Genomic DNA, 12,477 nt, shown 5'->3' with positions numbered 1-12,477 from the left:
GACGATCCGGGGACGCGGTTCGGTCCGACAATGCCTGCCGGCGGCCGCAACGGGCGTCAGGTCTTAAGGACGACCTTGGTCCAGTCGTTCTGGTTCCAGCGGAACCCCTCATAGCCCTTGGCGGCCTCCTCCAGCGGCAGGCGGTGAGAGATCATGAAGGTCGTGTCCAGCTCTCCCTCCTGGATGCGGCGCAGCAGGTCCTGGGTATAGGCCTGCACATGGGTCTGTCCGGTGCGCAGCTGCAGCCCCTTCTGCATCAGCGCGCCAAGCGGGAACTTGTCCATGAAGCCGCCATAGACGCCGGGGACCGACACGCGGCCGCCCTTGCGCACCGCCATCAGCGCCTCGCGCAGGGCGTGGCCGCTGTCCGCACCGACGCCCACGGCCTGCTTGAGGTTGTCCATCACCGTATCCAGGGCAAAGCCGTGCGCCTCCATCCCGACCGCGTCGATGACCGCGTCCGCACCGATGCCGCCGGTCATCTCCATGACCGCCTCCAGCACCGAGGTCTGCTTGAAATCGATCACCTCGGCCCCCATCCGGCGGGCCAGGGCCAGGCGGTTGGGATAGTGGTCGATGGCGATGACACGGGCCGCACCCATCAGCCGGGCGGCCTGGATCGCGAACAGCCCAACCGGGCCGCAACCCCAGACCACGACGGTGTCGTCGGCTTCGATGTCGGCATTGTCCGCGGCCATCCAGCCGGTGGGCAGGATGTCGGACAGGAACAGGACGTCGTCATCGTCCATGCCTTCGGGAATGACGATCGGGCCCACGTCGGAAAACGGCACGCGGACATATTCCGCCTGTCCGCCCGGATAGCCGCCCGTCAGGTGGCTGTAGCCGAACAGGCCCGCCGCCGCATGGCCGAACATGGTTTCGGTCAGGTCCTGCTTGTCGGCGGGGTTCGAGTTGTCGCAGGCCGAGAACTGCGCCCGCTGGCAGAAGAAGCACGACCCGCAGGAGATGGTGAAGGGCACCACGACGCGCTGACCGACCTTCAGCGTGCTGCCGGGGCCGACATCAACGACCCGGCCCATGAATTCGTGACCCAGGATGTCGCCCGCCTGCATGCCGGGGATCACCCCATCGAAGAGGTGCAGGTCGGACCCGCAGATCGCGGTCGAGGTGACCTGGATGATCGCGTCACGGGGGTTGACGATCTGGGGGTCGGGCATCGTCTCGACGCGGACGTCGTGCTTGCCGTGCCATGTCAGTGCGCGCATGGATCAGGCCTCCTGTCTGCGGTTGAGGGGGGTGGCGATCTCGCCGGTCTCGAGGAACATCTTCAGGCGCTTCAGGTCGCGGCGCCCCTGGATCGCAGGGTCCGCCTGGAACAGCTTGGCCACGACGCGGCCAAGCGCGCCCATCGGCGGCACATAGGCGATCAGCGCTGTGACCTCGGTGCCGCGATTGCCCGGCGCATCGCGAAACAGCACCCGGCCGGTGGTCTCGATGTCCGAGCCGTCGGTCGAGGCCCATGCGATGACGTCGCCGGGGCGATCCTCGGTGATGCGGGTGCGCAGGGTGATGTCGCTGCCCGGGCCGCGCAGGGTCCAGCGGGTGACCTCGCCCTCGGTCGAGACGGCGTGGACGTTCTCCATCACGCCGGCCAGGTTCCCGAACTGGCGCCAGAAGGCATAGATCTCGTCGCGGGGGCGGGCGATGGTCACGGTACGGCCGGTCAGCGCAAAGCGGCCCGACGGCGCGTGCTTGGCAGTGCGCCGGGGGGCATTGTCGGCGGGACGCCGTTCGGGCTGGCGGGTCAGCAGATAGCCGGTTCCGGCGGCGGCCAGGAAGATGCCCAGCACCGCGCCCAGACCGATGCCGGATGCGGGCGGCCGGGGCGTGTGGCGGATGTGGTCGAGATGATCATGATGGGGCATGACGGTCCTTTCCCAAAGCTGTGCGGCACCGATGGTCCGGCGCCGCGATCATGGTGTTCGGTCAGATGGCCCGCATGGGCGGCGTCTGGCCGCGGGGGCGTTGGTTCCGGCGATCCAGCAGGCTGCCTGGTGGCTGGACGCCGTCGGGGGCAGCGTGTGCGGCGGCGTAACGGCGCATCAGGCGCGGTTCCGCGACCTGCGCGCGGTGCCGGGAACCAGGGGTGGCGTGTCGGGACGACGATGCATGGGCGGGCCTTTCCTTGTGTTCTGGGCCCGTGATCGAGCAGGGGTCCAACAAGGGGATGGCGCGAATGTTCCAGCCCTTTGCCTCATCGCCCCCGACGGCAGGTCACGTCACCCACGGCACGGCAGCGGCACCCCCGGTCGTGACAGCAGTCGGGGACAGGCCGGGCAGCCACACAGGTCACCCGTTTCTGTCCGATCGTCGGCGGCGGCGGAACGGTGCGACCGGGCAACGGTCGGGCAGGGCATCGATCGCGCAAGGAACCCCGGTCGCGGTGATCGCCTTACGTCTGCACAGATGATAGATTCGTGAGCTTGCGGACCTGCCGACCCTGCCCATTACAGCGCTGGAGAACCACGTGCCCCGTACCAAGACGACCCTTTCGACAGACCAGAAGGGGACAGCCTCTCCGACACGATTTTCCATGGCGGAATGGAAGCAGATCCTTGTTCGCGTGAAGAACGAGATCGCCAGCGACCACATTTCGGTCGTGTCGGCGGGCATCGCGTTCTATGCGCTGCTGTCGGTGTTCCCGGCCCTTGCCGCGCTGATCTCGATCGCGGGTCTGGTGCTGGACCCCGCCGACATCGCCAGCCAGCTGGACACGGTCATGGCCCTGATCCCGGAAAGCGCCGGGGCGGTGCTGCAGGAACAGGTCCTGAAGGTCACCAGCGGCGATGAGACGGCGACCGGGCTGGTCGCGGCCTTTGGTCTGGCCATCGCGATCTATGGCGCCATGAAGGGCGTCATGACCCTGATGGAGGGGCTGAACATCGCCTATGACGAAGAGGAGGGCCGCGGCTTCATCAAGCTGTATCTCAGCGCGCTTCTGATCACGGTATGCGCGATCCTGGGCCTGGCGGTCGCGATCGCGCTGCTGATCGTGCTGCCGTCGGTCATCGCCTTCCTGCCTCTGTCGCCGACGCTGGAGACCGCCGCCGAATGGCTGAAATGGCCGCTGATGGCGGTGCTGACCATGATCGGGCTGGCGGCGATCTATCGCTTTGGTCCGTCGCGCGCCGATCCCAAGTGGCGGTGGGTCAGCGTCGGTGCCGCGACGGCCACGGTCCTGTGGATTTTGGGCACCGCGGCGTTCTCGCTCTATGTCCAGAACTTCGACGACTATACCGAGACGTACGGGACGTTGGGCGGGGTCATCATGCTGCTGACTTGGATGTGGCTGTCCGCCTTCATCGTGCTGGCCGGAGCGGAGCTGAACGCCGAGATCGAACAGCAGACCTCCGAGGATACGACCACGGGTGCCCCCGAACCGATGGGCCAGCGTGATGCCGTCAAGGCCGACACCCCGCCGCCCGGTCACGGGACGCCCGCCGCGTTGTCGGGCCAGAAGGCTATCGGCGTGTCCGGGACGGGCCACGACGCAACGGGTGCGCCGACGCCCAAATCGGATGCCGTCATGGCGATCATCGTGCTGGGCACCAGCCTGTGGCGGCTGCGCAAGGCGAACGCCGGCGACTGAGCCGCGGGCGACCGGCCGGGGACGGGGCGACGCGTCATCTGGCCGGGGCGTCGGCCTCGTCGGTGGCGGCGGGGTCGAACTCGCTCAGCGCGGGACGCTTGCCGATCGTGATGTGGTCGATCTCCTCTGCGGCGAACCCGCGGATCAGGGCCGGGATCATCATCGAGACCAGCAGGAAGATCGGCAGCCCGACGACCGTGATCACCTCCTGCAGGGCCGTCAGCCCGGCCTCTCCTGCCAGCAGGATCAGCGTTCCGGCGATGGCGCCTTCGGCCAGGCCCCAGAAAACGCGCTGGCGGACGGGTCCGGGTTCCGCCGTTCCCGTGCACAGCATGTCCACGACCAGCGACGCCGAATCCGACGAGGTGGCAAAGAAGATCGCCACGACCAGCACGGCCAGCCCCTGCATCAGCGGTGCCCAAGGCAGTTCCGCAAAGAAGGCGAACATCGCCAGTGGGACGGATTCGCTGACGGCGTTGCTGATGCTGCCCGCGGCGGGGCCCATCGCGGCACGCGCCGCCTCTCCCAGTCCGTCGATTGCCATCGCCTGCCAGCCGAAGATCGCGAACCAGATGACGGTGAACAGCGATGGCGCCAGCAGGACGCCAAAGACGAATTCACGGACCGTGCGCCCGCGGGAGATCCGCGCCACGAACAGGCCGATGAAGGGCGACCAGGTGACCGTCCAGGCCCAGTAGAACACCGTCCAGTCGCCCTGCCAGCCCCATTCGCCGGTATCCATCCCGCCGCCATGCAGCATGTCGTTCCAGAAGGCCAGGCGTGGCAGGTTGGACAGGTACAGGCCGATCGTCTCGACGACGCCGCGCAGAAGAAACAGGGTCGATCCGGTCACCAGCACGAACAGCATCAGGCCCACGGCCATGCCGATATTGACGTTCGACAGCAGCTTCACCCCCTTGTCCAGGCCGGCGACGATCGAGATCGTGGCGACGATCGTCAGGCTGCCCAGGATCGCAAGGCGCAACCCGGTGTCGTTCGACCAGCCGAACAGCGCCGACAGTCCCGCCGCGACCTGCGACGAGCCGAGGCCGAGCGAGACCGCGACCCCGAACAGCGTGCCCAGGATGGAGACGATGTCGATCGTCTTGCCCACGGGGCCATAGATCCCCTCGCGCAGCAGCGGGTAGAAGACGGAACTGACCCTGACGGGCAGGTCATAGCGGTTGATGAAATAGGCGAAGGCCAGCCCGGGCAGGGCAAAGATCGTCCAGGTGTGCAGCGCAAGGTGATAGAGCGATATCGCGATGGCATCCTGGGCCGCGGCCAGGGTGAAGGGTTCGACCCCCGGCAAGGGCGGTGACTGATAATGGCTGATCGGCTCTGCCACGCCCCAGAACATCAGCACCGTGCCGATGCCGCCCGCGAACAGCATCGTGAACCACGAGAGGTTGGAATATTCGGGCCGAGAGTTGCGCGGTCCAAGACGGATATGCCCGTGGCGCGACATCGCCGCGTAGATCAGAAAGCCCAGCCAGACGTTCACCGCAAGGATGAAGAACCAGCCCAGGTTGGTCACGATCCAGGCCCGGCTGACGGAAAACGCGGCCCCGATGGGACCGGGCATCGCCACCAGCAGGACGACGAAGATCAGGCTGAGGCCTGCCGATATGAAGAAGATCGTGGGATCGACCCGCAGGCCCAGATGCTGTGCCAGTCTTTTCATGCTTTGCCCTCTTGGTCTTGAAATACTGGGGTCAAGCGTTACGCGGGCGCATCGTTCCTGGGAAATCTGCGCAGGCGCATGGTGCGCGGTGCGGAATTCCTTGGGGATTTCCCGGATCGAGTGAGATTTGCTCCATCGCCTGTGCGGCAACGTGGGGCGGCGATCCTTGAAGGAGTCCGTTGCCTCAGGGTGGAGCGCGACATGCGGTAACACCTTGCGCATGACGGGGCTGACAGGGTTGCCTTGCGGTCACTCGGTGCGGGACGGAGGTGTTGTCGTCGTGACGCAGATCTGGTGCGTCTGACGCGGACAGGGCGCCCGATCTAGTGTATGACCACCATTTTCGTCTTGGCGTCATCCCGCAACGCGGACGGCATGAGCCTGACCAAGTTCGAAAGCACGCAGTCCAACGGATGGCGCCCGTCACCCTCACGTTCACACAAGGATCGCACGGGCGGTTCCCGGCACACGGCATCGCCGGCATGTCGCACCGCAACAAGGACATGTATAGGACAGGGCGTGCAGGATCGCGACGATCCACTTGCACATCGGGCGCTGCTGAAAAAACCGGCGACATGTGCCAACCCCTTAAAATTATCTTTACAGACTGAAATCACCACGGCATCGTCGGTTTATAAACCAGTTTACTAAACCGCTTTATAAGCTTTAGGGGACTCGCTTGGCCAATCTTCAGGATGTTGCGACAGCGGCTGGCGTCTCCAAGGCGACGGTGTCGCGCTATCTGAACGGCTCTCTGGAACTGCCCGAACGGACCGCGTCCCTGATCGATGCGGCGATCCGCACGCTGAACTATACGCCCAATCCCCATGCGCGGCGCCTGAGCCTCGGGCGGTCTGACACGATCGCCCTGATCGTTCCCGACATCTCCAGCCCGTTCTTTGCCGCGCTGGTCGGCGCCGTCGAGGCCGAGGCAAGCGACATGGGCTTGGCACTGGCGCTTTATGCGACGCTGAACTCTCCGGAACGCGAACTCTCTTATCTTGACCTGGTGCGGACCGGCCATGCCGACGGGCTGATCTTCGTCACCAACCATGCCGGCACCGACAGGCTGGCCCAGAAGATCAACCACCTTCCTCGCTGCGTGGTCGTGGACGAGGATGTCGTGGGCACGACCGCCCCCAAGATCTTCTGCGACAACCGTCGCGGCGGCTGGCTGGCCGGGCGTCATCTGGCGCAACAGGGCCATCGTCACGTGCTGTTCGTCGGCGGCGTCGACGAGATGGTCAGCGGCGCCCGCCGCTTCGAGGGCTTTTCTGCCGGGATCGCGGAGGTGTCGGGGCCGGATCATGCGATCGACCGGATCAGCGGGCTTTACACCGTCTCTGCCGGACGCGCGGCTGGCCAGGCCTTCGTTGCGCAGGATCCGGCGTCCCGTCCGACGGCCATCTTTGCCACGTCCGACGAACTGCTGATCGGCCTGTACGAGGTTCTGGCAGAGGCCGGCATTCCCATTCCGCATGAGGTCTCGGTCGTCGGGTTCGACGACGTGGGGCCGCTGCATCTTTTCGCACCCGCCGTGACCGCGGTGCGTCAGCCTGTCCGCGACCTGGGCCAGCACGCGCTGAAGCTGCTGCTGGCGACGGACAATGCCGATCCGGCCAATCACCCGTCAGAGGTGCTGCTGGATGTCACGCTGATCGAGCGGAACTCTGTTGCGCCGCCGATCCGCCCCTTCCACCGCAACCCCAACAGCGAGGAATGACCATGACGACCCTGACCCGCCGCACCCTGGGTGCGATGATGACGACCGGCCTGATCGCTGCGGCCCTGCCCGCGCTAGCGCAGGACGGCAAGACCTTTGCGCTGGTCCAGATCAACCAGCAGGCGCTGTTCTTCAACGACATGAACCGCGGCGCGCAGGAGGCCGCCGATGCCGTGGGTGCCGAACTGCTGATCTTCAACGCGAACAACGATCCCGCGGCGCAGAACAGCGCGATCGAGACGTATATCCAGGAGGGCGTGGACGGCATCGCCGTCGTGGCCATCGACGTGAACGGCATCATGCCCGCGGTCCAGCAGGCCGTCGATGCCGGCATCCCGGTCGTGGCCATCGACGCCATCCTGCCCGAAGGGCCGCAATCGGCCCAGATCGGCGTGGACAACGCCCAGGCCGGCGCCGACCTGGCGGCCGTGGTCAACGACGCGCTGCCCGAAGGGTCCACACTGGGCATCGTGGGCGCGCTGAACTCGTTCATCCAGAACGTGCGCATGGACGGGTTCACGGGTGCCCTGGACAGCGCCAAGGTCAGCATCGCGGGCACGGTGGACGGCCAGAACGTGCAGGACACCGCCCTGGGGGCGGCCGAGAACCTGATGACCGCCAACCCCGACCTGACCGCCATCTATGCTACGGGAGAGCCCGCATTGCTTGGCGCGGTGGCGGCCGTGGAAAGCCAGGGTCGGCAGGCCGACATCGCCGTCTATGGCTGGGACCTGACCGCACAGGCGATTGCCGGGATCGATGCGGGCTATGTCAAGGCGGTGATCCAGCAGGACCCGGCGGGCATGGGCGCGGCGGCCGTGACCGCGCTTGGCACGCTGGCGGATGGCGGCACGGTCGAGCCGGTGATCTCGGTCCCCGTCACCATCGTCACGCAGGAGAACGTCGAACCCTATCGGGCCGCGTTCCAGTGATCGCAGCGGTCCATCAGCTCAGGCAGGGGGACCATCCCCCTGCAGGTCACCCCGCGATCCTGTCCCTGCAGGGCATCACCAAGACATTCGGGTCGCACCAGGCGCTGCGCGGGGTGGACCTGGACATCCGCGCCGGCGAATGCCTGGGGCTGATCGGCGACAATGCCGCCGGCAAGTCCACGCTGTCCAAGGTGATGTCGGGCACCTATGTCCCGGATGGCGGGCAGATCCTGCTGGACGGCAGGCCCGTGCGCTTTTCCACGCCGTCCGAGGCGCGTGCGCAGAAGATCGAGATGGTCTATCAGGACCTGTCGCTGTGCGATCACGTCGATGTCGTCGGAAACCTGTTCCTGGGCCGCGAGCTGAAGCGTGGCCCGTTCCTGGACCAGCCGCGCATGCTGGCCGAGGCCGAACGCATGCTGGCCGCGCTGGAGATCCGCATCCCGCGCCTGACCGCCAAGGTGGAGAAGCTGTCGGGCGGTCAGCGCCAGGCCATCGCCATCGCACGCGCCGCCAGCTTCGACCCCAAGGTGCTGATCATGGACGAGCCGACCTCGGCCCTGGCCGTGGCCGAGGTCGAGGCCGTGCTGGCCCTGATCAACCGGGTGAAGGCGCGCGGCGTCGCGGTGGTTCTGGTCACGCACCGGATGCAGGACCTGTTCCGCGTCTGCGACCGCATCGCCGTCATGTACGAGGGCACCAAGGTCGCCGAACGCCTGACCCCCGACACGAACCTTCAGGAACTGGTCGACCTGATCGTCGGCAAGGGAGGCCATTGATGGCTGTCTATACCGAACGCAAGGCCGGGTCGCCCCTGGCCGATTTCGTGGGCGAACATGCGCAGGTCCTGTCCATCGCGATGTTCTTTCTGCTGTGCATGGCCATCTTCGGGATGGCCAGTTCGACCTTTCTCAGCGCGGGCAACCTGCTGAACATCCTTCGTCAGGCGGCACCGATCCTGATCGTGGCAGTCGCCATGACCATGGTCATCACCACCGCCGGGATCGACCTGTCGGTCGGATCGCAGGTGGCGCTGGTCAACGCGGTCTGTGCCATCGCCATCGGCGCGGGCCTGCCTTGGCCGGTCGTCGTGCTGCTGATGCTGGCCTTGGGTGCGGGGGTCGGCGCGGTGCAGGGGTGGTTCATCTCGTACCAGGGCATCCCGGCCTTCATCGTGACGCTGGCCGGCCTGTCGATCCTGCGCGGCTTTGCGCTGTACCTGACCGAGGGCTATTCGATCCCCATCACCGACGTGCCGGGTTTCTTCTGGCTGGGGCGCAAGACGCTGGCGGGCTTTCCGGTGCCTGCGCTGATCGCCTTGCTGATCGCGGGCCTGGGCTTTGTCGTGATGCTGCGCACGCAATATGGGCGGCAGGTTATCGCGGTCGGGTCCAACATGGAGGCCGCGCGCCGCGTGGGCATGCCCGCCAAACGCGTGCTGGCCTCGGTCTATGTGGTGGCGGGGCTGGCCTCGGCGGTGGCGGGGATGCTGATTGCCGCGCGGCTCGGCTCCGGGTCGTCGAACGCGGCGCAGGGGTTCGAGCTGCAGGTGATCGCGGCCGTGGTGCTGGGCGGGACGTCGCTGATGGGCGGCAAGGCCTCGATGCTGGGCACCGTCCTGGGCACCATGACCATCGCGGTGATCGGCAACGGGCTGATCCTGCTGCACATCTCTCCGTTCTTCACGCAGATCGTGACGGGCGCGATCATCCTGGTCGCCATCTGGCTGAACACCAGGCTGTTCGACCGGGGCTTCCGCTTCGGGAGGGCGCGCGGATGAGCGAGCTGTCCCCCTGCCATGTCCGGTCGGGCCGGGTGATGACCGTCACTGGCCCGATCCCCTCGGCCGATCTGGGCCACACGCTGATGCACGAGCATCTGCAGAACGACTGTCGCTGCTGGTGGAACGCGCCCACGGACCCGGCGCGGCAATATCTGGCCGACAGCCCTGTCGGCATCGAGATCCTGTCCGAACTGCGTCAGGACCCGTTCGTGAACCGCCACAACATCGCGCTGGACGATCCCGATCTGGCGATCGCAGAACTGCGCGCCTTCACCGCCGCGGGCGGGCGCAGCGTGGTGGACCCGACCTGTCGCGGCATCGGGCGCGACCCCGCGACCCTGCGCCGGATCGCGGCGGAGACCGGGCTGAATATCGTGATGGGCGCGGGCTATTACCTGGCCAGCTCCATGCCAGACACCGTGGCGCGCCTGTCCATCGACGACATCGCGGATCAGATCGTGGCCGAGGCACTGACCGGCACCGACGGCACGGATGCCCGCATCGGCCTGATCGGAGAGATCGGCGTGTCGTCCGATTTCACGGCCGAGGAGGAGAAGTCGCTCCGTGGCGCGGCGCGGGCGCAGGCGCGCACCGGGCTGCCGCTGATGGTGCATCTGCCGGGCTGGTTCCGGCTTGGACACCGGGTGCTAGACGTGGTCGAATCCGAGGGCGGGGATCTGCGCCACACGGTGCTGTGCCATATCAACCCCTCACATGACGATCCGGTCTATCAGGCGACGCTGGCGCAGCGCGGTGCCTTTGTCGAATTCGACATGATCGGCATGGATTTCTTCTATGCCGATCAGGGGGTGCAGTGCCCGTCCGACGACCAGGTGGCACGCGCCATCCTTGGCTTGGCCGAACAGGGGTTCCTGGACCGCATCCTGCTGTCGCAGGACGTGTTCATCAAGATGATGCTGACCCGTTACGGCGGCAACGGCTACGCCTTCGTGACCCGCCATTTCCTGCCGCGCCTGATGCGACACGGCCTGTCGGCCTCCGACTGCGACCGGCTGATGGTGACGAACCCGCGCCGCGTCTTCGACGCCACCTTCTGACATTCGCGAAAGGAACGACCCATGACAACCCGCGTGCTTCTGGTGGGCGAAAGCTGGACCACCTCGGAAACGCATTACAAGGGCTTTGACCAGTTCGGCTCGGTCCGGTTCCATACCGGGGCGACGCCCCTGCTGGAGGCGATGAAGGACAGCGATTTCCAGATCGACTACATGACCGCCCATGACGCTGCCGAAGGATTCCCCTTCGCGATGGAGGGGCTGGCGCCCTATGACATCATCATCCTGTCGGACATCGGCGCGAACACCTTCCTGCTGCCGCCCGATGTCTGGCTGCGGTCCAGGACCGTGCCGAACCGGTTGCGGCTGCTGAAGGAGTGGGTAGCGCAGGGGGGCAACCTGCTGATGATCGGGGGGTATTTCTCGTTCCAGGGCATCGACGGTCGGGCGCGCTGGCGGGGCACCGCGGTCGAGGACACGCTGCCCGTCACCTGCCACCCCTGGGACGACCGCGTCGAGATCCCCGAGGGTGCGCAGGCCGACATCCTGCTGCCCGACCATCCGGTGATGGCGGAGATGCCCGCCGCCTGGCCGCCGATCCTGGGCGTGAACGAGGTGATGGTCCGCGACGGCGCCACCGTCGTGGCGCGCCTTCCCCTTGATCAGGGCGGCCATCCGCTGCTGGTCCTGGGCCAGCACGGGCAGGGGCGCACGGCGGCCTGGACGTCTGATGTGGGGCCGCACTGGCTGTCGCCCGAATTCTGCGACTGGCCGGGCTATGGCACGTTGTGGAAGAACCTGTTCGGTTGGCTGGTCGCGCGGTGACGGGATCAGTCGCCCGCCAGGATCGCGCGCATCGCGCCTGTGTCTGGAAAGGCGCTGACGGTGCCCGCGCGTCCCACCGTCCAGGCCGCCGCGATGGCCGCATGGCGCAGCGCGCGCGCGTCCAGGGGTGCGCCCCGCAGCGCGGCCGAGGCCAGCGCCACCGCCATAAAGCAGTCGCCCGCCCCGGTGGTGTCCACGACCACGCAGGGGGAAGCCGGCGCGTCGATCCGTGCACCGGGACGGACAAGGGCCGCACCGCGCGCCCCAAGCGTCAAGACGACCTCGGCAACGCCCTGCGCCAGCAGCGCCGCGTCACCCCCCAGCATCGCGGCCTCGTCCTCGTTGACGAAGGCGCAATCGACCAGCGGCCACAGTTCGGCCACGTAATCCTGCATGGGCGAGGGGTTCAGCGCGGTGCGCATCCCGCGCGCCCGGGCCGCGCGCAATGCCGCGCCGGTCGTCGCCGCACCCAGATTGCCCTGCAGGACCAGCAGATCGCCCTGCGCGGCCTTTTCCAATGCGGCGATGGCGTGGTCCGGGGTCATGGCACCTGCCGCGGCACGCGTGGTGATCACGGCATTTTCACCATGACCGGCCATCAGGATAATCGAATTGTCGGTCGCCACGCCGGGCAGGGCGATCAGCTGCGCCATCACCGGCTCGGCCGCCAGGCGCGCCGCGATCTCGCGCCCGCGGGCGTCCTGGCCCACCGCGGCGATCAGGTGACATGCCAGCCCGGTCCGGGCCATCGCAACCGCCTGATTGACCCCCTTGCCGCCCAGATCCTGCGACAGCGCCTGCCCGAAGATCGAGGCACCCGGTCTGGGAAAGTCGTCGACCGACACGGTCTCGTCCAGCGCCGCGTTCCCGATCACGAATGCCTTCATCACCACTCTCCGCTTTC

Annotated in this window: 11 protein-coding genes; 7 read left to right on the top strand and 4 right to left on the bottom strand. The window is 67.0% G+C overall.

The genetic code is table 11. The annotated features are described in order from the left end of the window. Positions 1 to 56: 56 nt before the first annotated feature. Entirely contained in the window at positions 57 to 1,226 is a 1,170-nt protein-coding gene (locus tag EOJ32_RS18125; RefSeq protein WP_127899673.1) for a zinc-dependent alcohol dehydrogenase, read from the bottom strand. 3 nt (positions 1,227 to 1,229) lie between these two features. Then, on the bottom strand, positions 1,230 to 1,886 hold the full coding sequence (locus EOJ32_RS18120) for an SRPBCC family protein (protein WP_127899672.1): 657 nt from the start codon (positions 1,884 to 1,886) through the stop codon (positions 1,230 to 1,232). Positions 1,887 to 2,554: 668 nt separating this feature from the next. Here EOJ32_RS18120 and EOJ32_RS18115 point away from each other — a divergent pair. Beyond that, entirely contained in the window at positions 2,555 to 3,610 is a 1,056-nt protein-coding gene (locus EOJ32_RS18115) for a YihY/virulence factor BrkB family protein (RefSeq protein WP_127899756.1), read from the top strand. A 34-nt stretch (positions 3,611 to 3,644) separates the two neighbouring features. Here EOJ32_RS18115 and EOJ32_RS18110 read toward each other — a convergent pair whose 3' ends face one another. Continuing rightward, a complete protein-coding gene (locus EOJ32_RS18110; protein WP_127899755.1) occupies positions 3,645 to 5,294 on the bottom strand; it encodes a BCCT family transporter in 1,650 nt (549 codons plus the stop codon). Positions 5,295 to 5,973: 679 nt separating this feature from the next. Here EOJ32_RS18110 and EOJ32_RS18105 point away from each other — a divergent pair. From EOJ32_RS18105 to EOJ32_RS18080, 6 genes are read left to right on the top strand one after another with little or no spacing between them, the layout of a single operon-like run. Continuing rightward, positions 5,974 to 7,017 (top strand): LacI family DNA-binding transcriptional regulator, encoded by a 1,044-nt coding sequence (locus EOJ32_RS18105; RefSeq protein WP_127899754.1) that lies wholly within the window; start codon positions 5,974 to 5,976, stop codon positions 7,015 to 7,017. A 2-nt stretch (positions 7,018 to 7,019) separates the two neighbouring features. Continuing rightward, complete coding sequence (locus EOJ32_RS18100; protein ID WP_127899753.1) at positions 7,020 to 7,949, top strand: substrate-binding domain-containing protein; 930 nt, start codon at positions 7,020 to 7,022, stop codon at positions 7,947 to 7,949. Beyond that, a complete protein-coding gene (locus EOJ32_RS18095; protein ID WP_240542603.1) occupies positions 7,949 to 8,728 on the top strand; it encodes an ATP-binding cassette domain-containing protein in 780 nt (259 codons plus the stop codon). The genes EOJ32_RS18100 and EOJ32_RS18095 overlap by 1 nt, the downstream gene beginning before the upstream one ends. Further along, positions 8,728 to 9,729 (top strand): ABC transporter permease, encoded by a 1,002-nt coding sequence (locus tag EOJ32_RS18090; protein ID WP_127899752.1) that lies wholly within the window; start codon positions 8,728 to 8,730, stop codon positions 9,727 to 9,729. Before EOJ32_RS18095 ends, EOJ32_RS18090 begins: the two co-directional genes overlap by 1 nt. Then, positions 9,726 to 10,790: a phosphotriesterase gene (locus EOJ32_RS18085; RefSeq protein WP_127899751.1), complete on the top strand. Its 1,065-nt coding sequence runs from the start codon at positions 9,726 to 9,728 to the stop codon at positions 10,788 to 10,790. The genes EOJ32_RS18090 and EOJ32_RS18085 overlap by 4 nt, the downstream gene beginning before the upstream one ends. A gap of 21 nt (positions 10,791 to 10,811) precedes the next feature. After that, positions 10,812 to 11,573, top strand: coding sequence for a glutamine amidotransferase (locus tag EOJ32_RS18080; RefSeq protein WP_127899750.1), 762 nt, complete (start codon positions 10,812 to 10,814; stop codon positions 11,571 to 11,573). A gap of 5 nt (positions 11,574 to 11,578) precedes the next feature. On the opposite strand, the gene EOJ32_RS18075 is transcribed toward EOJ32_RS18080, so the two are convergent. Next, entirely contained in the window at positions 11,579 to 12,460 is an 882-nt protein-coding gene (locus EOJ32_RS18075) for a PfkB family carbohydrate kinase (protein ID WP_127899749.1), read from the bottom strand. Positions 12,461 to 12,477 lie beyond the last annotated feature (17 nt).

The sequence above is a fragment of the Paracoccus sp. Arc7-R13 genome (assembly GCF_004010775.1).
In the GTDB taxonomy this organism is placed as follows: domain Bacteria; phylum Pseudomonadota; class Alphaproteobacteria; order Rhodobacterales; family Rhodobacteraceae; genus Paracoccus; species Paracoccus marcusii.
The sequence above is the reverse complement of the archived record's forward strand: the minus strand, read 5'-3'. Positions and strand labels throughout refer to the sequence as shown.